The 25,320-nt window shown below is 43.2% G+C and carries 15 protein-coding genes, 1 tRNA gene and 3 rRNA genes; 6 read left to right on the top strand and 13 right to left on the bottom strand.

The features are described 5' to 3' along the window. Positions 1 to 303: 303 nt before the first annotated feature. The 4 genes from ACWPW6_RS14545 (at position 304) to rrf (ending at position 5,788) form a co-directional block, all read left to right on the top strand. Positions 304 to 1,843 (top strand): 16S ribosomal RNA (locus tag ACWPW6_RS14545). Positions 1,844 to 1,931: 88 nt separating this feature from the next. Continuing rightward, positions 1,932 to 2,007, top strand: a tRNA-Glu gene (locus ACWPW6_RS14540). Positions 2,008 to 2,467: 460 nt separating this feature from the next. Continuing rightward, positions 2,468 to 5,553 (top strand): 23S ribosomal RNA (locus tag ACWPW6_RS14535). Between the two features lie 119 nt (positions 5,554 to 5,672). Beyond that, positions 5,673 to 5,788, top strand: a 5S ribosomal RNA gene (gene rrf / locus ACWPW6_RS14530). Together the 16S, 23S and 5S rRNA genes with 1 tRNA gene alongside form the textbook arrangement of a ribosomal RNA operon. A gap of 6 nt (positions 5,789 to 5,794) precedes the next feature. Here the strand turns inward: rrf and ACWPW6_RS14525 are convergent. Further along, complete coding sequence (locus tag ACWPW6_RS14525) at positions 5,795 to 5,992, bottom strand: hypothetical protein (RefSeq protein ID WP_249999720.1); 198 nt, start codon at positions 5,990 to 5,992, stop codon at positions 5,795 to 5,797. A gap of 262 nt (positions 5,993 to 6,254) precedes the next feature. Between ACWPW6_RS14525 and ACWPW6_RS14520 the strand changes: the two genes are divergently transcribed. Next, positions 6,255 to 7,391, top strand: a complete 1,137-nt coding sequence (locus ACWPW6_RS14520) for an immunity 26/phosphotriesterase HocA family protein (protein ID WP_244316442.1) — start codon at positions 6,255 to 6,257, stop codon at positions 7,389 to 7,391. Between the two features lie 34 nt (positions 7,392 to 7,425). Here the strand turns inward: ACWPW6_RS14520 and ACWPW6_RS14515 are convergent, their stop codons facing one another. From ACWPW6_RS14515 to ACWPW6_RS14500, 4 genes are all read right to left on the bottom strand, one after another. Then, on the bottom strand, positions 7,426 to 7,788 hold the full coding sequence (locus tag ACWPW6_RS14515) for a YfiM family lipoprotein (protein WP_154624429.1): 363 nt from the start codon (positions 7,786 to 7,788) through the stop codon (positions 7,426 to 7,428). Between the two features lie 42 nt (positions 7,789 to 7,830). Next, a complete protein-coding gene (gene pssA / locus ACWPW6_RS14510; protein WP_196714065.1) occupies positions 7,831 to 9,186 on the bottom strand; it encodes a CDP-diacylglycerol--serine O-phosphatidyltransferase in 1,356 nt (451 codons plus the stop codon). Positions 9,187 to 9,353: 167 nt separating this feature from the next. After that, positions 9,354 to 11,990 (bottom strand): bifunctional acetate--CoA ligase family protein/GNAT family N-acetyltransferase, encoded by a 2,637-nt coding sequence (locus ACWPW6_RS14505; protein WP_250000523.1) that lies wholly within the window; start codon positions 11,988 to 11,990, stop codon positions 9,354 to 9,356. Positions 11,991 to 12,203: 213 nt separating this feature from the next. Then, positions 12,204 to 12,917, bottom strand: a complete 714-nt coding sequence (locus ACWPW6_RS14500; RefSeq protein WP_196714018.1) for a tRNA-uridine aminocarboxypropyltransferase — start codon at positions 12,915 to 12,917, stop codon at positions 12,204 to 12,206. A gap of 171 nt (positions 12,918 to 13,088) precedes the next feature. On the opposite strand from ACWPW6_RS14500, the gene ACWPW6_RS14495 reads away from it, so the two are divergent. Further along, positions 13,089 to 14,126 (top strand): tRNA/rRNA methyltransferase, encoded by a 1,038-nt coding sequence (locus ACWPW6_RS14495; RefSeq protein WP_154624425.1) that lies wholly within the window; start codon positions 13,089 to 13,091, stop codon positions 14,124 to 14,126. A gap of 504 nt (positions 14,127 to 14,630) precedes the next feature. Here the strand turns inward: ACWPW6_RS14495 and emrB are convergent. The 8 genes from emrB to nrdF all read right to left on the bottom strand — a co-directional run bounded on the left by emrB (position 14,631) and on the right by nrdF (position 25,312). Further along, on the bottom strand, positions 14,631 to 16,169 hold the full coding sequence (gene emrB, locus ACWPW6_RS14490; RefSeq protein ID WP_163862822.1) for a multidrug efflux MFS transporter permease subunit EmrB: 1,539 nt from the start codon (positions 16,167 to 16,169) through the stop codon (positions 14,631 to 14,633). A gap of 14 nt (positions 16,170 to 16,183) precedes the next feature. Continuing rightward, positions 16,184 to 17,365, bottom strand: a complete 1,182-nt coding sequence (gene emrA / locus ACWPW6_RS14485; RefSeq protein WP_163862820.1) for a multidrug efflux MFS transporter periplasmic adaptor subunit EmrA — start codon at positions 17,363 to 17,365, stop codon at positions 16,184 to 16,186. A 214-nt stretch (positions 17,366 to 17,579) separates the two neighbouring features. Next, positions 17,580 to 18,107 carry a transcriptional repressor MprA gene (mprA, locus tag ACWPW6_RS14480; RefSeq protein ID WP_154624423.1) on the bottom strand — a complete coding sequence of 176 codons (528 nt, stop codon included), beginning with the start codon at positions 18,105 to 18,107 and terminating at the stop codon, positions 17,580 to 17,582. Between the two features lie 657 nt (positions 18,108 to 18,764). Next, positions 18,765 to 19,964: an MFS transporter gene (locus tag ACWPW6_RS14475; RefSeq protein ID WP_249999238.1), complete on the bottom strand. Its 1,200-nt coding sequence runs from the start codon at positions 19,962 to 19,964 to the stop codon at positions 18,765 to 18,767. 199 nt (positions 19,965 to 20,163) lie between these two features. Continuing rightward, the gene (gene proX, locus ACWPW6_RS14470) at positions 20,164 to 21,162 is read right to left on the bottom strand and encodes a glycine betaine/L-proline ABC transporter substrate-binding protein ProX (RefSeq protein ID WP_249999236.1); all 999 of its coding nucleotides are present in this window, start codon (positions 21,160 to 21,162) and stop codon (positions 20,164 to 20,166) included. 86 nt (positions 21,163 to 21,248) lie between these two features. Beyond that, positions 21,249 to 22,427 carry a glycine betaine/L-proline ABC transporter permease ProW gene (gene proW, locus ACWPW6_RS14465; protein ID WP_154624420.1) on the bottom strand — a complete coding sequence of 393 codons (1,179 nt, stop codon included), beginning with the start codon at positions 22,425 to 22,427 and terminating at the stop codon, positions 21,249 to 21,251. Beyond that, on the bottom strand, positions 22,417 to 23,619 hold the full coding sequence (gene proV / locus ACWPW6_RS14460; protein WP_154635681.1) for a glycine betaine/L-proline ABC transporter ATP-binding protein ProV: 1,203 nt from the start codon (positions 23,617 to 23,619) through the stop codon (positions 22,417 to 22,419). Before proV ends, proW begins: the two co-directional genes overlap by 11 nt. Positions 23,620 to 24,340: 721 nt before the next feature. Then, entirely contained in the window at positions 24,341 to 25,312 is a 972-nt protein-coding gene (nrdF, locus tag ACWPW6_RS14455; RefSeq protein ID WP_154622607.1) for a class 1b ribonucleoside-diphosphate reductase subunit beta, read from the bottom strand. Between the last annotated feature and the right edge of the window lie 8 nt (positions 25,313 to 25,320).

Here is a 25,320-nt window from a genome sequence, read left to right as displayed (position 1 = left end):
ACGGTTAATATCGAAAGATAAAGTCGCAACGCTCTTTAACAATTTATCAGACAATCTGTGTGGGCACTCACAGGACACTATCAAAAAAAATATTTGATTTTAAGTCTTGAAGAGTGACTAACACGTTAATTCATATATGAACTAACAATGTGCAATTCGATTGTAGAAGGATAACGCGAAGGCGAGTGAGCATTTCCGAGACAGTACTGAGGTACGGCGAGGAAAGCGGAGCGAAGCCGACAATGTTAGCCGAACAGAAGCGAATTGATAAACAGTATAATTCTTTGAGCATCAGACTACTTTTAATTGAAGAGTTTGATCATGGCTCAGATTGAACGCTGGCGGCAGGCCTAACACATGCAAGTCGAGCGGTAACAGGGGAAGCTTGCTTCCCGCTGACGAGCGGCGGACGGGTGAGTAATGTATGGGGATCTGCCCGATAGAGGGGGATAACTACTGGAAACGGTGGCTAATACCGCATAATCTCTAAGGAGCAAAGCAGGGGACCTTCGGGCCTTGCGCTATCGGATGAACCCATATGGGATTAGCTAGTAGGTGGGGTAATGGCTCACCTAGGCGACGATCCCTAGCTGGTCTGAGAGGATGATCAGCCACACTGGGACTGAGACACGGCCCAGACTCCTACGGGAGGCAGCAGTGGGGAATATTGCACAATGGGCGCAAGCCTGATGCAGCCATGCCGCGTGTATGAAGAAGGCCCTAGGGTTGTAAAGTACTTTCAGTCGGGAGGAAGGCGTTGATGCTAATATCATCAACGATTGACGTTACCGACAGAAGAAGCACCGGCTAACTCCGTGCCAGCAGCCGCGGTAATACGGAGGGTGCAAGCGTTAATCGGAATTACTGGGCGTAAAGCGCACGCAGGCGGTTGATTAAGTTAGATGTGAAATCCCCGGGCTTAACCTGGGAATGGCATCTAAGACTGGTCAGCTAGAGTCTTGTAGAGGGGGGTAGAATTCCATGTGTAGCGGTGAAATGCGTAGAGATGTGGAGGAATACCGGTGGCGAAGGCGGCCCCCTGGACAAAGACTGACGCTCAGGTGCGAAAGCGTGGGGAGCAAACAGGATTAGATACCCTGGTAGTCCACGCTGTAAACGATGTCGATTTGGAGGTTGTGCCCTTGAGGCGTGGCTTCCGGAGCTAACGCGTTAAATCGACCGCCTGGGGAGTACGGCCGCAAGGTTAAAACTCAAATGAATTGACGGGGGCCCGCACAAGCGGTGGAGCATGTGGTTTAATTCGATGCAACGCGAAGAACCTTACCTACTCTTGACATCCAGAGAACTTAGCAGAGATGCTTTGGTGCCTTCGGGAACTCTGAGACAGGTGCTGCATGGCTGTCGTCAGCTCGTGTTGTGAAATGTTGGGTTAAGTCCCGCAACGAGCGCAACCCTTATCCTTTGTTGCCAGCGATTCGGTCGGGAACTCAAAGGAGACTGCCGGTGATAAACCGGAGGAAGGTGGGGATGACGTCAAGTCATCATGGCCCTTACGAGTAGGGCTACACACGTGCTACAATGGCGTATACAAAGAGAAGCGACCTCGCGAGAGCAAGCGGAACTCATAAAGTACGTCGTAGTCCGGATTGGAGTCTGCAACTCGACTCCATGAAGTCGGAATCGCTAGTAATCGTAGATCAGAATGCTACGGTGAATACGTTCCCGGGCCTTGTACACACCGCCCGTCACACCATGGGAGTGGGTTGCAAAAGAAGTAGGTAGCTTAACCTTCGGGAGGGCGCTTACCACTTTGTGATCCATGACTGGGGTGAAGTCGTAACAAGGTAACCGTAGGGGAACCTGCGGTTGGATCACCTCCTTACCATTGAAGTGTTCTTGTGAAGTGTTCACACAGATTGTCTGATGAAAAGTAGAGCAAAGCCAATCTAAGATTGACTGAAGACCTTGTTGTCCCCTTCGTCTAGAGGCCTAGGACACCGCCCTTTCACGGCGGTAACAGGGGTTCGAATCCCCTAGGGGACGCCATTCAGTGTGGGTCAATCGAAAGGCTGCGCGTCGACCTTTCAGCGTTGTGCGGTGCTCGCGATGCTCATGTACTGAATGTACATTCCGCTCGCTGTGCGCCTACGCATTGAAATGTCTTAGCTCGCACTTTCTCGAAAGTGCTGGCCATAAATAATGATTAAACTAATTCACTGAGTTAGTTTAACAATTATGCTCTTTAACAATCTGGAACAAGCTGAAAATTGAAACAACGCACATTGTTTATCGCTTAAACAATGTGAGAGTCTCTCAAAATTTCAAACCTGAAGTTTTCGGTCATTCAAACGAGTGGCATGAGCGAGCAGTGTGAAATTCGCGGCGTAGGAGCGCAGTCAGCGCAGCGTACATTGGTACGTGAGCATGACGAGCACCGCGCAACAAAGAATTTCACCACGCACAGCCATGACAGTTAGGTGATCGTTGAAACAATTTCGGGTTGTGAGGTTAAGCGACTAAGCGTACACGGTGGATGCCTAGGCAATCAGAGGCGATGAAGGACGTGCTAATCTGCGAAAAGCGTCGGTAAGGTGATATGAACCGCTATAACCGACGATGTCCGAATGGGGAAACCCAGTGCAATTCGTTGCACTATCGTTTGATGAATCCATAGTCAAACGAGGCGAACCGAGGGAACTGAAACATCTCAGTACCTCGAGGAAAAGAAATCAACCGAGATTCCCCTAGTAGCGGCGAGCGAACGGGGAGCAGCCCAGAGTCTTAATCAGCATCAGCATCAGGAGAACGGTCTGGAAAGTCCGGCAGTAAAGGGTGATAGCCCCGTATCCGAAGGTGTTGGTGTTGTGAACTCGACGAGTAGGGCGGGACACGTGTTATCCTGTCTGAATATGGGGGGACCATCCTCCAAGGCTAAATACTCCTGATTGACCGATAGTGAACCAGTACCGTGAGGGAAAGGCGAAAAGAACCCCGGCGAGGGGAGTGAAATAGAACCTAAAACCGTGTACGTACAAGCAGTGGGAGCCCCATCACTCAAGTGCCTCGGCAATTGAGTGAGGGTTTAAACAATCACCACAAGAACAGCGCAGGATTTGCAAACAAGATTGGCTGATTTTTTCAAGCCGCAGCGCAGTGTACATAGAAGTACACGAGCAGCGGAAGTTAAAAAATCGGGCAAGATTGGCCGCAAAGACAAGCGGGACATTTGAGGATGGGGTGACTGCGTACCTTTTGTATAATGGGTCAGCGACTTATATTCTGTAGCAAGGTTAACCGTATAGGGGAGCCGTAGGGAAACCGAGTCTTAACTGGGCGATTAAGTTGCAGGGTATAGACCCGAAACCCGGTGATCTAGCCATGGGCAGGTTGAAGGTTGGGTAACACTAACTGGAGGACCGAACCGACTAATGTTGAAAAATTAGCGGATGACTTGTGGCTGGGGGTGAAAGGCCAATCAAACCGGGAGATAGCTGGTTCTCCCCGAAAGCTATTTAGGTAGCGCCTCGTGAACTCATCTTCGGGGGTAGAGCACTGTTTCGGCTAGGGGGTCATCCCGACTTACCAACCCGATGCAAACTACGAATACCGAAGAATGTTATCACGGGAGACACACGGCGGGTGCTAACGTTCGTCGTGAAGAGGGAAACAACCCAGACCGCCAGCTAAGGTCCCAAAGTCATGGTTAAGTGGGAAACGAAGTGGGAAGGCTCAGACAGCCAGGATGTTGGCTTAGAAGCAGCCATCATTTAAAGAAAGCGTAATAGCTCACTGGTCGAGTCGGCCTGCGCGGAAGATGTAACGGGGCTAAACCATGCACCGAAGCTGCGGCAGCGACATGTAAATGTTGTTGGGTAGGGGAGCGTTCTGTAAGCCTGTGAAGGTGTGCTGCGAGGCATGCTGGAGGTATCAGAAGTGCGAATGCTGACATAAGTAACGATAATGCGGGTGAAAAACCCGCACGCCGGAAGACCAAGGGTTCCTGTCCAACGTTAATCGGGGCAGGGTGAGTCGACCCCTAAGGCGAGGCAGAAATGCGTAGTCGATGGGAAACAGGTTAATATTCCTGTACTGGTGATAATTGCGATGGGGGGACGGAGAAGGCTAGGCTGGCCGGGCGACGGTTGTCCCGGTTTAAGGATGTAGGCAGGTGAATTAGGCAAATCCGGTTCACTATATGCTGAGGTCTGATGACGAGTCACTACGGTGGCGAAGTAGCTCATGCCCCGCTTCCAGGAAAAGCCTCTAAGCTCTAGATTATCATTAATCGTACCCCAAACCGACACAGGTGGTCAGGTAGAGAATACTCAGGCGCTTGAGAGAACTCGGGTGAAGGAACTAGGCAAAATGGTGCCGTAACTTCGGGAGAAGGCACGCTGGCGCTAGGTGAAGTCCCTCGCGGATGGAGCTGAAGCCAGTCGCAGATACCAGCTGGCTGCAACTGTTTATTAAAAACACAGCACTGTGCAAACACGAAAGTGGACGTATACGGTGTGACGCCTGCCCGGTGCTGGAAGGTTAATTGATGGGGTTATCCGTAAGGAGAAGCTCTTGATCGAAGCCCCAGTAAACGGCGGCCGTAACTATAACGGTCCTAAGGTAGCGAAATTCCTTGTCGGGTAAGTTCCGACCTGCACGAATGGCGTAATGATGGCCAGGCTGTCTCCACCCGAGACTCAGTGAAATTGAACTCGCTGTGAAGATGCAGTGTACCCGCGGCAAGACGGAAAGACCCCGTGAACCTTTACTATAGCTTGACACTGAACATTGAGCCTTGATGTGTAGGATAGGTGGGAGGCTTTGAAGTGTGGACGCCAGTCTGCATGGAGCCAACCTTGAAATACCACCCTTTAATGTTTGATGTTCTAACGTGGCCCCATCATCTGGGGTGCGGACAGTGTCTGGTGGGTAGTTTGACTGGGGCGGTCTCCTCCCAAAGAGTAACGGAGGAGCACGAAGGTTGGCTAAGCATGGTCGGACATCATGCGGTTAGTGCAAAGGCATAAGCCAGCTTGACTGCGAGAGTGACGGCTCGAGCAGGTACGAAAGTAGGTCTTAGTGATCCGGTGGTTCTGAATGGAAGGGCCATCGCTCAACGGATAAAAGGTACTCCGGGGATAACAGGCTGATACCGCCCAAGAGTTCATATCGACGGCGGTGTTTGGCACCTCGATGTCGGCTCATCACATCCTGGGGCTGAAGTAGGTCCCAAGGGTATGGCTGTTCGCCATTTAAAGTGGTACGCGAGCTGGGTTTAGAACGTCGTGAGACAGTTCGGTCCCTATCTGCCGTGGGCGTTGGAAGATTGAAAGGGGCTGCTCCTAGTACGAGAGGACCGGAGTGGACGCACCACTGGTGTTCGGGTTGTCATGCCAATGGCACTGCCCGGTAGCTAAGTGCGGAAGAGATAACCGCTGAAAGCATCTAAGCGGGAAACTTGCCTTGAGATGAGTCTTCCCTGACTCTTTAAGGGTCCTAAAGGAACGTTTAAGACTAAGACGTTGATAGGCTGGGTGTGTAAGCGTAGCGATACGTTGAGCTAACCAGTACTAATGAACCGTGAGGCTTAACCTGACAACACCGAAGGTGTTTTAGAGAGAACGTTGTGAAGCGCACACAGAGTGCGAGAAATTAGCTTGTTCAAGATTGCTGTTCTGGTTGGTGGAAGCCAACGGGAACAAAAACCGAATTTGTCTGGCGGCAATAGCGCGGTGGTCCCACCTGACCCCATGCCGAACTCAGCAGTGAAACGCCGTAGCGCCGATGGTAGTGTGGGGTCTCCCCATGTGAGAGTAGGGAACTGCCAGACATTAAATTAGTGAGAAAGCCACCCATCGGGTGGCTTTTTTGCGTTTGGGGGATGTGATACCGTTTTATCATCCTTCTGCCTTACTGTCACCACCAACCCCATCCACGGCGCTTCCTTGCCAATCCTGCACCAGCGAACCGCATATTGATAGCCAACACATTGAGTAGAGATAAAGGAATGGCTCACTATTCGACTTATTTTCATGGTTGAGACCATTTTATAGGATGACTGGTGTTTATTTTTATGAATCGCAATCGGTATCTAAATAACATCATGGTTTAGATCGCTTTATCATACTGAGTACTCGATATCCATCTCATCAACTTATAGGTAAATAACTAGCAAAAATAAAAAAACTTTCTGGTATTGATAGGGGGAATGGATGATATTGATGACCAGCACTTTAGGTATTGTTATAGTTCAAATATTCAGATTTATAGAGGGATAGGTTATGGGGAGTCAATACATGGAAAATATCATCCTCACCAATGATGAAAGAGCGCTTTTTGGCTTGGAGTTGATATCCGCTCAATGGGATAGAGTTGAAATTAAAAAAGGGATGGCTGTTTATTTTGATGGTGATGATATCTGTAAAATTATCTATAACTATGAGCATATTGGTGATGGTTTTATCAATACCCTCTATATTGAAGAAGATAATTTAATTAAAACGAGAAATAGAGAATTCGTTTTGCCTAGAACAGCAAAAGGCAAAGAGAAAAAATTAAATTATACATCGATTAATGGCATGAAAAGTACGGGGTGTCGTTTTAGTTTAACTTTAAGCACTTCAGGAATTGGTGCGGCGTTAAATGTGACGAATAGCCAAAATAGTCTTCGTCTACCGATTCCATTTCCCCAGCAAATTGACACTGTTGAGGCGTTTCGCCAATGGTTAGCCACATTCGTGTCTTCAAGAGATGAACGTTATTTCTCCAAAGTGGAACGCATGAAAAATGCCCCGAGAAAGAATGTGAAATATAAGAATGGCGATATTTTTTGTTATGAAATAGATCTGGAATATTATGGATTTGCTCTGATTATAGGTCAGGTCAACAAAATAAAAAAAGCAGGCCTACTGAAGCAAGAGCATATTTGGAATGATCTCATGACGGTGCCCTTAATTGTTCGAACGTATCAGTTCAAAAGCCAAGAAAAAAATATGCCTATTGAGGAAATTATACAGCACAGCTTATCGGATTCATTTTTCATGATGGATGACCATGTTATGAGAGGTGTATATGAGGTTATTGGAAATAAGAGTTTAACTGCCGATGATATTGAGTTTCCCATTCAAGCGGGAAGATCATTATCTAATGACTCTTTTACTCGATTATGTTGGGGAGTTGGAATAAAAAGCCATCCAAATGAACATGCATCAATGCTACCTAGTGGTATTCAAGATATGGAGTTGTTGAGACATGGTGTTAATTTTGGTGTTAGTTTTTCAGAAATAAAAACCGTAGAGAGATGTAAAACACCGTTGGAAAAACAGGCTTTTGCGCATTTTGGTATCTCTGAAGAGATAACATTTGATGATTTTAATCGGCAATTTGGTGGTATGACTCGTGAAGAATACGCGTTATATGCGAATAAAAAGTAGGGGGCACATAAGTTGGTTAAATCATTACTGGTTTTTATTTTAAACTTTGATATAAGCTATAACCGGCGATAGAGCCAGCAACATCATAAGCGATATCATGCCAACTCCATCCAGTGCCGCTGGGGCGGCTGTCATATAATTCTTTGACTACTCCGAGTGAAACAGAAAATAATATTCCAAATTGTGCAGCTTCTCGATGTTGCCAATTTTGTTTATCAGCATATGCATTACCGGCCATTGCCATTGCGGCTGAAAAAGCAAAATGTTGGGCCTTATCCTTTCCTGTCCATTTATCATTAGCGACACGAAAGCTTGAGCAACTTGCGGTATTGAATAATATGCCAATAAGCAAATAAGGAAGTATTTTTTTAAATCGTTTCAATTTATTTATCAACATAATGATATATGAAAAGCACCACAAGGGTGGTGCTACGATAAATTACAAGATACGACTGATTAAGCGGTCTACTCTAATTCGTCTTAAACGGCGAATGAGTTTTTTCACTTTGATTGGATAAGTTTGGATACTATCTAATTCACGGTAATGATTCACAATTTTTGTATGAGTACGAATGCATTCAAGTTCATGTTGACGCTGCTCTTGCATTTCTTGCTTTGGATCGTGGATCAATACGGCATTTTCAAGATCTAATCCCCATGCTCGCGGGTTTAAATTATTTCCGGTGATCAACTGCCATTGTGAATCAACCCACATACCTTTCAAATGATAGGTATTATCGCCATCTTTCCATAAACGAATAGTTAGCTGCTGACTATCAATAAATTTTTGTAAGCGGCTAACAAATCTACGTAGATTTATTTCATATAAATAAGGTAAAGCACCAATAATTTTAAATGGCTCTTCGGGGGGAATATAAAAATCATTAGCAGTTTTATCGCCAATAATTATTTCAACCTGTTTACCTTCACGTAGTAGTCGACTAATAATTCTGACTAATACCGCAGGGAGGTTAAAATAAGGCGTACAGATAATGAGCTTATTCTGTGTTGACCCCATTAAATGGGTAATGGTCCGGTTAAGATCATTTTTCTTACCTAATCCGACAAGCGGGGTAACTGCCAGTTCATTATTGTTAGCATTACCGTTAAAGCGATATGAACACCCTCTGAGTGAAAGACGAAATTGCTTGATAATATTTTTGAATTCAGCCGTTTTGGGTCTATTGGCTGAATTGAGTAGATGGATAGCATCTGATTTTAACAATGCGTCATCAATATAGTTTTTCATTGATGAAGTTAATTGTTTATTTTTGATTAACTGATATCGGTCATAACGATATTTTTCATGACGTTGTAAATAGACGTCATTAATACTCGCACCACTGTATAACAGGGTATCATCAAAGATAAAACCTTTAAGGTGTAAGACGCCTAAGGCTTCACGAGTATTCACAGGAATACCGTAAATTGGAATGTCAATGTCAGGGTACTGTTGTGAAACACTATAGTACCAATCAGCATTGGTTGAATTTGCCGCTGCTCCAATCCTTCCTCGTTGCGCGCGATGCCAATCAACCAGTATTTTAACTTCTAAAGACGGATTCGCTTGTTTTGCTGCATACAGCGCATGAAGAATATCTTTACCTGCATCATCTTGCTCTAAATATAACGCAGTGATGTAGATGCAATGTTGAGCGGTTGATATTTGCTCAAGCAAAACATCACGAAAATCTTCTGTCTTATATAGCGTTTTAACATCAGCAATAGATTGGGAGAGTTTAGGTAAACTCCCTAAATATTGTTGATGTTTTGCTTGTTTTAATTTTGACAACATCACAGTGTAAATTTTCTCTTATTAGTCTAATAGCAAATCGCTTTATTCAAATATACGCTAGGGTATAGGTTAGCGAATGATCCATGGATGATAGCATATTTAGCCAAACCATTTAGTATAAATTAAAATTCCGTTTAATTGTTGTACAAATTGGCGAAGACGATAACTTATAAATGTAATGTTAAGTTTACAACCCCTTCATCAAATTGAAGGTCAACGTCAAACCCTAGCTTTTTAGCTAAACTGATCATGTTGCGATTTTCAGGCATAGTGATCGCGGTAAGCTTTTTAATCCCATGTGAGCGCGTATAGCTCAGCAGCTTGCTCATGAGTTGGTAACCAAGTGTTAATCCTTTCATATCCGATCTAACAAGAACAGCGAATTCAGCTTCTTGATTATCAGGATCCGCCATCGCACGTGTGACACCAATAATTTCAGGGTTTGAATCTTGATTTCTTACGGCGACAAACGCCATTTCGCGGTCATAATCTATTTGCGTCATATTGGCGAGATCATCATGAGTAAACTCACTAATTTCACTAAAGTATCGATAATAAAGATCTTCTTTAGTAACCTGCGCTATAAACGATTTTAGTAATGGCTCATCTTCTGGCAGTATTGGCCTTAGTAAACAGCTGAGGTCATCTTTTAATGCGATCGTTTCTTCGAGTTCACTTGGATATGGTCGAATCGCTAATCTTGATTTTTGAATTTCGTGATCGGGAATTAAAGTCATTGAAACATCAAGCAAAGTAAATTCATCACCAGAAGCGAGCAAAGGATGGATATCAAGGCGTGCAATGTTTGGGCAATCAATGATTAGGTTGGAAACTCGTACCAGTAAGCTTGCTAAACCTGGAATATTTAAGGGGGCCAGCGCACTTCGCGCTTTGATTTTATACCCTTTAATCGCCTGAATGACCAGATATCGAGCCAGTGCCAAATTCAATGGAGGAAGGGCGACGGCGGCTTGGCTTTCTTGTTGCCACTCAATTCCCCCTTCACCTAGCATAATTAAAGGTCCAAAAACCGGATCGAGTTCAACGGCAATACGTAATTCTTGTGCTCCAGCACGGTTTGCCATACTTTGCACAAGCAAGCCGTCAATACGCGCATTTGGAAAGTTGGTTGATACACGTTCCATAATGGCTTTTGCCGCATCTCCGACTTCTTTGGCATTACGTAAGTAAAGCATAACCCCCTGAACTTCTGACTTGTGTACGATATCCGGTGAGCGGAGTTTTAAAGCAACGGGATAACCAATTTTTTCAGCTATTTCAATCGCTTCTTCACTTGAATGAGCTATCCATGTGGGTAAGCTATTTAGGCCATATGCCCGTAAAATGGGCTGAACTTCATGTGTATCTAAATGAAGTGTGTGATTTTGTAGGGCTTGCTGAATATAGGTATGCGCCTGTTGGGTATCAGCGGTGATTCCAATTGGCAGTGCCGGTGTTTCTTTTAACTGTTTTTGGTTACGGCGATACTCAACCATGTGCATATAGGCCGTTATTGCCCCTTCTGGTGTTCGATAGGTTGGGATACCGGCTTCACTAAAGAGGCGACGCGACGTTTGTGAAGAATATTCACCGCACCAGTTTGTCAGTATAGTTAGCCATTTACCCCTTGGATGCTGTTTGATCGTTTTTATCACTTTTTCAGCCATGGTTTTGCTGTCTGTTATCGCGCTAGGGGTATAAATCAACAATAGGGCATCATGATCATGGCTATCGAGCATTTTATTTAAAACATCGATGTAGCGATCAACGGTCGCATCATCACCTAAATCAATAGGATTTTGGGTTGATAGGTCAAGTGGCAGTAGCGAACTTAGTTCATTTTCCGTTTCTTGACTTAATGTCGCTAGCTTACCATTACGCTGTAATAGTTCATCTAGCGCCATTGCGGCAGGAGCTGCGCCATTACTGATAATGGACAAACGCTCCCCACGTAATGGTGTCATATAGCTCAATGTTTCTACAGCAGAAAACATTTCATGAGTATCTTGTACTCTCAGTAAGCCTGCTCGCTGAATAGCAGCATCGTAAGCTGCATCAAGGCTCGGTTTTTCGCCCAATAGCTGCTGGGCTTTACGGGTTCGGCCGCTTTTAATCACAAGGATTGGCTTATTCCGTGATGCGCTACGTGACGCAGACAGAAAACGACGAGCATCGCTGATACTTTCAAGGTAAAGCAGGATAGCACTGGTTTTACTGTCACGAGCCAGATAGTCTAGAAGATCGTCAATCTCAATGTCGATGCTATCTCCCAGAGCAATAAAATAAGAGAAGCCAATATCACGATGGCGAGCCCAGTCTAATACCGTGTTAGACACGGCTGCGGATTGAGAAATAAATGCGAGTTTCCCCTTAAGAATGGGGATGGGGGAGAAACTTGCATTAAGCCCTTGCCATGGCGCTAAAATACCGAGGCTATTAGGGCCGAGTAAGCGCATTTGATATTGTTGGGCTATTTTTTTAAGTTCATTAAATTGAATCGATGGTGATGATAAAACGATAACGACATTACAGCCATATTCGCCTAGTTGCCTTAAGCAATCAGGATTTTTGGAATGATGAGTACAGATAACGGCAAGGTCGGGCTTTAAAGGGAGCTTATCAATCGAGGGATACGCGAGTACCCCAAGTATAGAGCTTCGATTAGGATTGACAGGGAGAATGGGTCCCTTAAAACCATTAGTTAATAAGTTTTTCATCATTACCGAACCTGCACGATTCGGATTCTCAGAAGCACCAATCACCGCGATTGATTTCGGTCTAAATAACGATTCTAACTGACTCAGTAAACCCATGGCTGATAACCTTTTGCTTTAGTGAGCGAAAACACCCTCAACGAATATAGAGATGCCAACTAATACTATGCCGTATTGGGTTATTAGTGCCAGTTTATCCTGATTATTTAATGGAATAATCTAATGACGTTCACGTTTTAAATCAGCCGCAATCTTCAAATTACATATTTGTTAATGAACCTAAAACAGTGTGAATGGTTTTTTCTACTCACAATGAGTTAAGCTTTTTTCTGCTTGTAGCTGTTTAGCGAGCGGATGATGAGGTTTGCCTTCTAAATATTTATCTCTAAATAAGCTGAAATGTTTAAAAAGCTGTTCGGAAGCCGAGGTGTCACCAGCCAATTCTAAGAGGGTAGCTGCAACTTCTGCGGTGCAATGTTGGTCTTCTTTTGATGGGGTGCGTAACAGGTAATCAGTACGTATTTTAGTGTTGATCGACAGCACGGGAATGTTATCGAAATAAGGGCTTTTACGAAACATTTTACGGGCTTCAGGCCATGTACCATCTAATAAAATAAATAAGGCCGGTTTATCCGAAATTGTCGGTTGATTAACGACGGTTCTGCCATTTTGGGCATAACTTTCTGGGAAAATAATATAAGGCTGCCGTGTTGGATCTTGAATGGCAGCGAGTAATTGAGGGGCAGGATCCGTTCTTGACCACTGAAAAGCCAGCGTATTGGGTAAAATATCTGCAATTAGTTTTCCGGTATTACTTGGCTTGAATACTTCGCCATCATACATGACTAAACAAAATTGACTTTTGGCTTGAGTTGGAGCGATATCTTGACACAGACATTGAGGGATAGGTAGCAAGCAGTATTGACAGCGCTTAACCCGACACCCTCGCGCCTTAAAAGGTTTTGTTGAAGTCGCTAAACGTTCTTGGCGTAATGTATAAACGGCATTTTTAGTCATGTTGGGCGTTGGTTTTCGATATCGATAAAACAAAGCGCGTATTGTACGTAAATCTGTTGCATGACGATAGCAGTATATTCGCTATCTTTTAGATGCAATAATAGTGGGAATCAGTGGCGTAGCTCGGTAACATCATGTAATCTTCGCGCCATAGCTTTGTAGGGGATAGCAATGAACGACTCGAATGATTTTAATGGTAAGAATGGCAAAGTAAAAGTGATGTATGTCCGTAGCGAAGGCCAAGATGACGGCAATAGCAAAGGTAAGCGTCAACAGGATAATAAGCGATCTCATGATAAAAGAGACGGGCGTCGTCATGAACGTACGGGTCGCTCCGATGATAGAAGAGGTCAGCCACCTCGTGAACGTTCGGCTTGGCGCACAGTATCGAAGCCAAACAGTGATGAGCTGATGAATGATCATGGTGGTATTTCTGGCAAAAGCCAAATCGATCCTGAGCAATTGCGCAAGCAACGTTTAGAAGAAACGCGTATTTATGGCGAAAACGCGTGTCAGGCCATGTTTAAGAACCGCCCAGATGCCATCGTGCGAGCTTGGTTCTTGCAGTCAGTGACCCCACGCTTTCGTGATGCGTTAAAATGGATGGCGGCAAACCGTAAAGCTTACCACGTGGTGGATGATGAAGAGCTAACCAAAGCATCGGGAACTGAACATCATGGTGGTGTCTGTTTCATCATTAAAAAACGTGGTGGTATGGATGCTAAAACCTATTTGCAACAAGCACCAGCGAAAGATTGTGTGCTTGCGCTTGAAGATGTGGGTAACCCACATAACTTAGGTGGCATTATGCGTAGCTGCGCCCATTTTGGTGTACAAGGTGTCATTCTACAAGATGCTGGCATGCTGGAGTCGGGAGCGGCGATCCGTACAGCAGAAGGTGGGGCCGAGCATATCAAAGCAATTGATGCCGATGGGCTTAGCAATACACTGAACCATTTCCGTCAAGCCGGTTATACCATTGTGACGACATCCAGCCATAAAGGTAGTCAAGATATTGCGAAAGCACAGCTCCCTGAAAAAATGGTTTTAGTGTTAGGGCAAGAACGTGATGGCCTAAGTGACAGTGTATGGAACGAAGGCGATATGAGTCTGTACATTGGTGGTACAGGTAAAGTTGAAAGTTTGAATGTGTCAGTTGCGACAGGTGTGATGCTGGCGCAATGGTGGCAGCAAAATAAAGCCAAATAATCACGCGCATTTATGATATAGCTGCATATAAACAGTTTTTAACTGACTGGTTATATGCAGTATTTTTATGGCAAAACGACTTTTCTGTCTCAGGGCGTTTAACATCATACCCGTCAAGAAGGCCAATGCTTGTGTTTACCTAAATTCTTCACGAGATAAGCCGCCAATACCAATATACGGCTACCTGTTATGTTGGGCTTCAAAGATAACGCCAATTCACGCAATCTTGTTGCTCTATTAGTGTAATCTCGAAATTAGCGTCAGCAGGTGAATGCATAACGCTAACATACTGTACTAAAGAGTACTAATAACTATACAGCAAGTGAGATAGAAAGTAGGTCGTTAGCCAATAAAGCAGCGCATGCTCACGATGATATTTCTTGGCCGAGCGAATCGGGTATAAGACGCCGCAGAAAGAATCACGCAATTTGCTCTAAATGAAGGCATTCACCATTAAGATCCTGTCATCCAAGTCAAAGGAATAACGAGGATCTTAATTCATCACTAATGGGCGCCACCGCCACCTTTGGAACCTGCACCAAATGGCGGTTTGGCAAACCAAACAATCACCATAAGTAAAATAAAGATCCCTGCTGATAACCAAAAAATTTCATTTGCCGATAGGATCAGCCCTTGGTCTGTGATTGTTTTCGCTAAATAAGCGGCACTCTGCTGTTCATTCATGCCCATTTGCGCCAATTCACTATACATATGCTGAGCATTTGGATTATAGGGGTTGATAAATTCTGTCAGATTCTCATGGTGCATGGCTTCACGTTGTGTCCACATCGTGGTGGTGATCGATGTGCCTATCGCGCCGGCTAACGTACGTGTAAAGTTGGATAAACTCGATGCCGACGCCATTTTTTCAGGGGGTAGCCCTGATAACGTAATGGTTGTTAAAGGCATGAAGAAACACGCGATTGCGAGCCCTTGTACGAATTGTGGCCATGCTGCCGCGGCAAATCCCATATCAGGCTCAAACGTATAGGCTCGCCAGTAGTAACAAACAGCATAAATAATAAAGCTGAACGTAACGATATAGCGCATATCAATCCGATTACCAAAACGACCAATGATTGGCGTGATCAGTAAAGGTAAGAGACCGACAGGGGCTGAGGCAAGCCCCGCCCATGTTGCGGTATAGCCATAGACTTCCTGCAATAATTGAGGCAGTAGTACGATGGTGCCGAAATAGAGCATATAAGCGAGACTGAGTGATAAGCAACCGATCGTAAAGTTCCGCTCTTTAAAGAGTGAAAGGTCAATGACTGGATGGTCATCAGTCAGCTCCCAAACAATTAAGAACGAAATGGCAACGACAGCAACGATAGTAAGAACAATAATTTCAGTAGAGTTAAACCAATCCAGTTCTTTTCCTTGGTCTAACATAATTTGCAGAGCACCAATTCCAACCACTAATAGCACTAAGCCAATAGTATCAATAGGTTGAATAGAAATTTTTGTTTCACGACCTTTTAGTGTCTGCATGATGGCAAAAATAATTGCAATACTAAAGGGGACGTTGATAAAGAATATCCAACCCCAATGGTAATTATCGCTAATATAACCGCCAAGTATTGGCCCACAAATGGGGGCAATCACGATGGTCATTGACCACAATGCTAACGCCATATTACGTTTTGCTGGTGGATAGTTATTAAGCAATAAACTTTGTGATAAAGGAATGAGGGGGCCAGCGACAAGCCCTTGTAATACACGAAATAAAATAAGCATCTCTAAGCTACCAGAGATGCCGCATAACCATGAAGTAAGAGCAAAGAGACCCGTAGACCATAAAAATAATCGTACTTCACCAATTCTACGAGCAAGCCATCCCGTTATAGGGATTGAGATTGCATTGGCCACGCCAAATGAGGTAATGACCCAAGTCCCCTGAGAGTTCGAGGCGCCGAGATTACCCGCGATTGTAGGGATGGCAACGTTCGCAATCGTTGAGTCCAAAACTTGCATAAAGGTGGCGAGCGAGAGGGCTATCGTCATCCATGCAAGTTTAGATCCTGTTAAAGGCGCATTTGTCACAATTACACCTCAGATTATTTGTTGCCTGAGTTACTATTAATAATATCAGTAACTATTTTGTCCGCAGGAGACATATCAATCGCCAGTGCAGAGGTATGGTAGGCCGGAGCATCACGCAGACCTTTTGAAAGCACTTTGCCATCTTTATTAAGCGTATCAACGGTCACTTCTGTGGATAGACCAATACGTAATGGATATTGTTCCAATTGTGTTGGGTCTAATGCAATGCGTACCGGTAAACGTTGAACGACTTTAATCCAGTTTCCTGTCGCATTTTGAGCTGGCAGTAAAGAAAACGCGCTACCAGTTCCCATATCTAATCCAACAACAGTGCCGTTGAAAGTGATATTTTTGCCGTAGAAGTCCGTAGTGACTTTGGCTGGTTGACCAATGCGCATATCAGCCAATTGAGTTTCTTTAAAATTAGCATCGATCCACATTCCCTCAGAAGGCACGATGGCCATCAACGGTGTTGCGGTCGTGATTTGTGAGCCTACTTGTACGCTACGGCGTGAAACATAACCATCAACAGGGCTGACAATTTTTGTCCGCTGTAACGCCAACCATGTATTTCTCACCTCTGTGGCGGCAGCTTCGACGGCAGGTTGTTTGGCTAATGGGGTATCTAGGATGATGGCATTATTTGCATTCAATTGTTCAATGGCAACTTCAAGAGCGGCTTTGGCGCTCACAACAGCTTCTCGCGCGTGTTGCAATTCTTCCTTACCAATGAGATTACTGCTGCCAAGAACTTCACGACGTTTTAAATCATTTTGCAGTCGCACTAATTCAGAGCGTTTCATATCAATGTTCGCTTGATATTGACGGCTATTTACGATTTGTTGATGGGTTTGGCGAACACTGTTTGCGAGCGTTGTTTTCGCTTTTTCTAAAGCTAGCTGGGCATCTCTAGGATCGAGTTCAACTAAGATTGTGCCACTTTTCACATAATCTGTGTTATCGACGTTAACCGTCATAACACTCCCCGATATTTGTGACTGTATCTGGACTTGATTACCTGCTACGTAGGCATTATCAGTCGTTTCATAATGACGTAAGACGAAGAACCAGTAGATAGCCCAGCCAACACCCACGACAATAAAAAGGAAGGTGAGAAATAGTAAAGCATTTCTGCGTTTTCTTTTTTTATTAGGGTGTTGATTAGGGGTTGATTGAATTTCCTCATGGGCACTCATTCTGGTGTTCTCCGCTCATCGGCATTTTAGATCACGAATGTTCCCAGTAGTTAGCGCTAACCACTGGAAACTGAGACAACAACTGATATATTTGCTTGATGGGATATCTTAAGCACAAGATAGAAAGGATAGCGAAATCTTTCAGACAGAAAAGTCTTTTTTCGTCTTTTAGCTTATAAATGCCTCAAATACATTACCCACAAAATTATAGTGGTTAATAATTGCTATAATCTTTAACAGTATCTAGCTTAATTAGTAACTTACGCATCAATTTGTTGAGTTGTTGTTGCTCTTCTAGCTCTAATACAGACCAAATATCTTTTAAGGCAGTGTGCTGAGGCGGAAGTAACCCAGCTAAAAACTCAGAGCCTTTTTCAGTCAGGTGAAGATGTAAGCACCGGCGGTCATTGTGACTTTCCTTACGCTCAATCCAACCATTTTTTTCTAACTCATCAGCGATACGCGTTGCATTGGTTCGTGAAGAACCTAAAGCTGCACTTAGCTCAGAAGGTTGAATACTTCGAGAATCTTTTGTATCTAGGATCATTAACGCCATAAACAGTGTTTCGTTAATCCCTTGTGCCTTGAGCATATTGTTACGTGACTCAAGGAGTTTACCATGAACATGCATACAAAGACGCGTTAGGAGGATCTCCTGATAGGGAATAGGATTGTTATGCGAATTTTGCTGTGCGACACGAGCATTTAATAGCTCTTCTGTCGGAGTAAATGAACTTTCCATTATTTAGATACCTTATTAGTTTCAGTTGGTAAGATTACAACTGTCATCAACCATCTAAATGGTATATCAAAAGCTAAAATTAGCAATTGTAGTTAATTGATATCATCAAATTTATTTTGATAATGATACATAATTCATAAATTTTATGAATGTAATTTACTCGGTTTAGTATAGCGTAATTCTATCATTCTGCCTTTTAAATTAGTTTATAGGAGTAAAATAATCATTTTATTTTATTTTTAAGGCTGATAGTCACAGAGTAAAACAAAATAAAATCATGTAATTACGATCTAAACTACGGTTACATTCATTATTCAACAGGATTTGTAAACCTTTCATCTATCAGCTATATAAAATCAAGTGGAAACTAACTCATTGATCATCATACCATTGGGTAATAGTCATAATTAGAAACTAAATTGTAACTTTATATTGAGCGACATTTTTTGTTTAATTGTGTTATTTGATGATTTTTGCCTATGTAACTATTACAAAATAAAACCATCGGTAAAAATTTGTGATTGTGATGGGGAGGCGATAGAGAAAGATGAGGGGAGTAAATACGAGAGGAGTATTTCAATATATTACATTTACTGATGTTTGTGCTTTCAATTCGTTGAGAGCTCCTGAAGCGCAGTCACTCTCAACGAATACCTTTTATTCATCTGATGGGTATATGGCGGGATCGAAGCGCGATCCTATCGCCCAAATCACCAAACTAACGACAGATAATACTGCTCCGCATACCACAACCCCTTCCCAGCTGGCTTGTTCATAAGCATAGCCAGATAATAAAGAGCCAAGAGCACCACCAATAAAATAGCTGGTCATATAACCCGCGGTGATACGATTACGCGCCTCGGGGAGGATGCGATACAAAGTACTTTGATTGGTGACATGAACCGCTTGAATGGCAAGATCCAGAATTAACACGCCTATAATAAAAGCAATCAGAGAGTCTTTGGCAAATCCAATGGGTATCCACGACAGAAATAAGAGAATCAATCCAATCGTCGTGATTCGCTTGCCTTTACCTTTATCCACCAAATGGCCCGCTTGTGAAGCCATCAACGCCCCAGCGGCCCCAACTAAACCAAACAGTCCTATGGTGCCTTCTGAAAAACGAAATGGGGGGCTTGCAAGCAAGAAAGCCATTGCCGTCCAAAGTAGTGCGAAGTTGGCAAAAGACAAAGCCCCCAATAGTGCGCGAACGGCTAACACTGGCGTTCCACAAAATAGGCGACCAATTGAAAGTAATAGCTGAAAATAATTGAGTTCTGTTTTTTGGTGATAACGTGGCAACTTAAATGAAAGCACAATAATCAAAATAATTAATAACCCAAAAGCGACCCAATAGATGGTTCGCCATCCACCGATCATTGCTACTGCCCCTGAAATAGTTCTGGCCAGTAATATTCCTAAGAGTAATCCACTCATGATAATGCCGACAGATTTTCCTCTTTGATGCGGTTTTGCCAGGGTTGCGGCCATGGGAATTAAAACTTGAGCGACAACAGAAAATAGCCCTGTAAGCGCAGTTCCTAAAAGTATTTGCCATACATTATTAGATAGCGCTGTAATGAGTAGGCCGATGGCAGACAAGGTGGTCATTACTAAAATGAGACGCTTGCGTTCAAAGATATCCCCTAGAGGCACTAAAAATAGTAAGCCAACGGCATAGCCTAACTGGGCGGCGGTGACAATAAAGCCTGCCATGTTGGTTGTCAGGTTAAACTGTGTCGCGATGGTTTCCAGAAGGGGTTGTGCGTAGTAGTTACTTGCCACGACAAGGCCTGTCGCAATGGCCATTAAGATAACTAAACCTGTCGTGAGTTCTGCTTGTGGTGCTTTATTCATTCATTATCTACTCATTATTCATAAGGTCACTACTATAAACAATTTTTAGCGATGTCATTGGAACATTTTATCAATTAATGAGCCGGTTTCAGGTGAGTGATGAGAATACGAGTCGATTAGCGTTAGCGAGTGTCATTTATTCATTAAGGAAAAAAAGCCACCTAATGCGGTGGCTTAGAAGTCAGATTAGCGATTGAGACTATTTTTCAGCCGCTTTTCGCGCTTCCTCGACCCAACCATCAAAGGTGGATTGATGGGCTTTGATCCACGCATCTGTATGACGGCGGATGTCGGACTGTGAAGCTTCTCCGTTATGCATTCTTAAATTTTGAGCATTAATATCGGCAATAGGCAGTTTCATGACTTCAAATAGCTTAGCGGCTGCTGGGTTATCTTCCGCCCATTTTTTATTTGCCGCGATATGCATCGTATTTGGTGGGAAACCATAATTTTTACCATTCGGCAGTTTAGTCTCTGTTTTGTCATTATTAGGCATCGAAGAGAAAGGAACTTCTAGCCAAACAACATCACGACCGGGTTTGAGTACATCGCTGATCCAATAAGGAGTCCATGTATAATAGAGAATAGGCTTGCCTTCTTTGTAGCGTGTGATGGTATCTGCCATCATGGCCGCATAGTTGCCTTGATTGTGTTCAACGGTTTTTTCTAAATCATACGCTTTTAAATGATTATTGATTGCGGCTTCACATCCCCAACCCGGATTACAACCAGTTAAATCCGCCTTATTATTGCCGTTAGTATCGAATAACTTGGCAATTTTAGGATCTTTTAGTTGCTCAATATTGGTGATGTTATATTTTTCAGCGGTTTTTTTATCGATTAGGTAGCCTTGAGCGGCATTAACCACATAATCACCTTGGCGATAAAAGGCTTTATCCCCACCGGCTGCATTATATTGAGCATCATGCAATGGCACCCAACTAACCGCCAAATAGGTTGCATCACCATTCGCAATTGATGCATAGGCGACGTTATAGTCAACCTCTTTGATGGGTTCGACTTCATAACCTAGTTTTTCCAGTGCTTTTGCTACCAGCAATGTTTGAAACGTTTCCTCGCTAATCGTACTTTGAACTGGCGTGACTTTTATTCCTTTACCAGGCAGATCTTCTGCATTAGCGAGTGGAACGGCAAGTAAGGTCGTCAGGGCTGTTGCCAATATCATCGGTTTTTTCATTATTGATACCTCTGTTTGTCGTTTTGGCTTGCCTTTGCAAGCGACGAGCCGCATTGACGGCTCTATCGTGAATAGGGAATTAAAAATTAATTCGATTTTTTACTAAATGGTCGGGTGATTAGGCCTATTGGGCCGTGTTGGTACCAGCGAGTAGACTGTTTGTTACGCGATTTTTGGCCTAGGGATTGCGTTAATCGGTCAAGGACGATAGCCAGTACAACAATGCCGACACCGCCGACAGAAGCCAATCCCATATCAAGGCGACCAATACCGCGTAGTACCATTTGTCCTAAGCCACCGACGGCAATCATCGATGCAATAACAACCATCGAAAGCGCCAACATCAAGGTTTGGTTTACCCCGGCCATGATGGTCGGCATTGCCAAAGGGAGTTGGACTTTAAACAGCAGTTGGCTAGGACTTGCACCGAAAGATTCCGCCGCTTCAATTAGGTCAGCAGGAACTTGTTTAATGCCTAAGATGGTGAGGCGGATAATCGGAGGCAAAGCAAAGATGATTGTGACGACAACGCCCGGGACGTTACCAATACCAAAAAGCATAACAATAGGTACTAAGTAAACGAAGGCTGGGGTTGTTTGCATGGCATCGAGTATTGGCCTAACAACGCTGGCGGCTTTGTCACTACGCGCCAACCAAATCCCGAGTGGTAGCCCAATGATCAAACAAAAGAAGAGAGAGGTGAGTACTAAAGAAAGCGTCACCATAGCCTCAGACCAAGCGCCGATAGCACCGATCACAATCATCGATATCAGCGTTGCAACTCCCATCATACGGCCTGACAGTTGCCATGCTATTAATGCAAATAAGATAATCGCTACGGGTGAAGGTAGGGAGGTTAAAAATTGTTCAAAACCACTGAGGATGAAATCAATTGGAATACGGATACCCTGAAAAACAGGGCGAAAATGTAATACGATCCAATCAATTGCTTCAGTAACCCAAGAATCAAGAGGGATCAGTGTCTGCTGGAAAGGATCCATGATATTGAAATGTTCAGGCACAATACTGTCAGCTGGTGCGGCATCAAGCCAATCACTCCCCCCTGTGTCAGCCGGTGTAGACGTATCTGTGGCATTCCCCCAAGGATCGCTATCCGTTGAGGCCTGATTGTCTGAGCTCATTGCCCATGGGTCACTTTCTGTATTGGTTTCTGTTGTCCCCTCTTGCTTTGAGGTTTCATCGACCTGCGCATCTGCCCATGGGTCTTGATGGTCATTTTTATGCTCTTGTGTGTTATTGCTCATTTGATGTCTCCTTATCCAGTGCCTGTAGCAGCATTCCTTTTGAGATCACACCAAGATAGCGGTTTTTCTCATTGATCACAGGAACAGCACAGGGAGCTTGCGCAACCGTTGAAATCACCTCGTTGAGAGGTGTATCACCTTGGATTGGCTCGATACTGGTGATGACAGCAGCTTCAATACCTTGTTTCTGTTGTAATGCTTTTTCTAATGACTCGATAGAAACGACCCCTGCAAAGGTATGGCCTCGTGAAAGTAGATAGCCATATTGACGGTCGTCGTCATTAAGCACTTTGAGGGCTGAGCGAGGACCAAAACCTGGCGCGATGTGTAGTAATGCATCGGCTCTTCTGCGGGCAATATCTTTGGCACTAAAGACTTGGCTAATATCGACACCACGGAAGAAGGTTTTGACGTAATCATTAGCGGGATTATTTAATATTTCGTCTGGTGTACCTGTTTGAACGATAACGCCGCCTTGCATAATGGCGATCCGATCACCGATACGCATCGCTTCGTCAAGGTCGTGAGAAATAAACACAATAGTGCGTTGCTTGTCGCCCTGAAGAGAGAGTAGCTCGTCTTGCATTTCAGTTCGAATCAAAGGATCAAGCGCTGAAAAAGCTTCATCCATCAACAAAATATCTGGGTCATTTGCTAGCGCTCGAGCTAGACCGATACGTTGCCTCATCCCACCGGATAATTCATCGGGATAAGAATAAGCCCATTTTTCAAGGTTGACTTGGTGGAGGGCATCCATCGCTTTTTTATGGCGCTCTTCTTTAGGGATACCAGAAAGCGTCATACCGAAAGCGGTATTATCAATGACATTCATATGGGGCATTAATGCAAAGGATTGGAAAACCATACTAATTTTTGTTCTTCTGACCTGACGTAAGGCCTTGTCAGAGATATTAGAGATATCTTCCCCATCAATCAGTACTTGCCCGCTGGTGGGTTCGATCAGTCGATTGAGTAAACGTACTAATGTTGACTTTCCTGATCCTGAAAGTCCCATAACAACAAAGATTTCACCTTCTTCAATGGCTAAATTGGCATTTTGAACACCCACGGTTTGGCCCGTTTTTTCAAAGATGTCATCTTTGTCCATTCCCGATTCTAAAAGTTTGAACGCGTGATCCGGATGTTCCCCAAAAATTTTATATAAGTTTTTAACTTCTAATTTTATTGGCATACAGTGATTACCCATTTTTCAATTAATAAATGACTCAAAGCTGGTATCGAATTGAAGCAGATTTTTATAGGGCGACTCAAAATTCGAATTAACGCTTTAGACTATTGGTTGAAAATATTAAGGGTAGATATTCCTATTATTTTAAAAGTGAATTTAATAATTATGGCTTAATTTGAATGACTCCATTTTAAATTATTAGAAAAATAAACAAGCAATATAACCTAGCATAATAAATTGTGCTGACAACCCTAGGTTAAGGACTATTAATCAAAAAATAGCGAGTTATTTAGCGATTAAATTGAGTAAAGTGGTACTTTTATTCGTTTCAATATATAAATACCCTGAATTCAGATATACATGTTAACTTTATGTTGTGTTTGAAGTTATTTTGTTTTTAAAACAGAATTTGAAGTAATAATGAAAAAGAAAAAGTGTTTATTTTAACGCTTAGGTCTTTTTGAAAATAAAAATAGAAATAATTTAAAAATAAACGCAAAATGATTAGTATTATTTATCGATTTTTTCGTGTAACTATCTTTATTGAAGAAATGTTATTTGATATGGCTATAAAAAATGAATTATTTAACAGGAAAGCATGTTAATTTCGAAGTGATTTGAGTGTTTTTTGAACCAAAAACTATCTATCAAAATAAAGTCCATATTATTCAGCTAGATAGTTTTTTTGTTGTTTATAAAGGGATGGGTTAACTAAATTGATTGATTAGAAGTCCCAATCATCATCTTCTGTACTTACCGCTTTACCAATCACATATGAAGAACCAGAACCAGAAAAGAAATCGTGATTTTCATTAGCATCGGGTGAGAGTGCCGACAATATAGCCGGGCTTACATCAGTCACTATATCGGGAAATAATGCCTCATAACCTAAATTCATTAAGGCTTTATTGGCATTATAATGGAGGAATTTTTTCACATCTTCCGTCCATCCTACGGAGTCATATAATTCTTGCGTATAATTCACTTCATTTTCATATAAATCAAAAAGTAATGAAAAGGTAAACTCTTTAATTTCTGCTTGAGTTTTTTCATCATAATTGAATAATGATTTTTGAAATTTATAGCCTATATAATAGCCATGAATTGCCTCATCACGGATAATCAATCGGATGAGATCGGCAGTATTGGTTAATTTACCTCGACTGGACCAATACATGGGTAAATAGAAGCCAGAATAGAATAAGAATGACTCTAAAAATACACTGGCCACTTTTTTCTTTAATGGATGAGTATCACAATAATAAGATAAGATAATCTTGGCTTTATTTTGTAACGCAGAGTTTTCTTCACTCCAGCGATAGGCATCATCCACATCGGTGGTAGAACACAGCGTTGAAAAAATAGAGCTATAAGAGCGAGCATGTACCGCTTCCATAAAACTGATATTTGACAGAACGGCTTCTTCATGTGGTGTAAGGGCGTCGGGCATTAAACTTGGCGCACCCACGGTATTTTGAATCGTGTCGAGTAGTGTAAGCCCAGTAAAAACTCTAATTGTGAGTTGTTGCTCGGCAGCCGTTAGCGTATTCCACGAAGGAATATCATTCGATAAAGGAATTTTTTCTGGTAACCAAAAATTGGTGGTTAACCGATTCCAGACTTCAAGGTCTTTATCATCTTCTATGCGATTCCAGTTAATCGCTTTAACGGTAGCAGATGAAATTTGCGTAGTCATACTGATTT

This window comes from Providencia sp. Marseille-Q8014 (genome assembly GCF_965112055.1).
Note: the sequence above shows the minus strand (reverse complement) of the source record. Positions and strands in the feature narration are given on the sequence as shown.

Coding starts and splice junctions, on each gene's coding strand:
- proV (WP_154635681.1), bottom strand. CDS start 23,619: ATGCCAATAAAATTAGAAGTTAAAAACTTATATAAAATTTTTGGGGAA.
- ACWPW6_RS14525 (WP_249999720.1), bottom strand. CDS start 5,992: ATGAAAATAAGTCGAATAGTGAGCCATTCCTTTATCTCTACTCAATGT.
- mprA (WP_154624423.1), bottom strand. CDS start 18,107: ATGGAAAGTTCATTTACTCCGACAGAAGAGCTATTAAATGCTCGTGTC.
- proW (WP_154624420.1), bottom strand. CDS start 22,427: ATGAGCAATAACACACAAGAGCATAAAAATGACCATCAAGACCCATGG.
- nrdF (WP_154622607.1), bottom strand. CDS start 25,312: ATGACTACGCAAATTTCATCTGCTACCGTTAAAGCGATTAACTGGAAT.
- ACWPW6_RS14520 (WP_244316442.1), top strand. CDS start 6,255: ATGGAAAATATCATCCTCACCAATGATGAAAGAGCGCTTTTTGGCTTG.
- ACWPW6_RS14515 (WP_154624429.1), bottom strand. CDS start 7,788: ATGTTGATAAATAAATTGAAACGATTTAAAAAAATACTTCCTTATTTG.
- ACWPW6_RS14500 (WP_196714018.1), bottom strand. CDS start 12,917: ATGACTAAAAATGCCGTTTATACATTACGCCAAGAACGTTTAGCGACT.
- ACWPW6_RS14475 (WP_249999238.1), bottom strand. CDS start 19,964: ATGAATAAAGCACCACAAGCAGAACTCACGACAGGTTTAGTTATCTTA.
- ACWPW6_RS14495 (WP_154624425.1), top strand. CDS start 13,089: ATGAACGACTCGAATGATTTTAATGGTAAGAATGGCAAAGTAAAAGTG.
- pssA (WP_196714065.1), bottom strand. CDS start 9,186: ATGTTGTCAAAATTAAAACAAGCAAAACATCAACAATATTTAGGGAGT.
- emrA (WP_163862820.1), bottom strand. CDS start 17,365: ATGAGTGCCCATGAGGAAATTCAATCAACCCCTAATCAACACCCTAAT.
- proX (WP_249999236.1), bottom strand. CDS start 21,162: ATGAAAAAACCGATGATATTGGCAACAGCCCTGACGACCTTACTTGCC.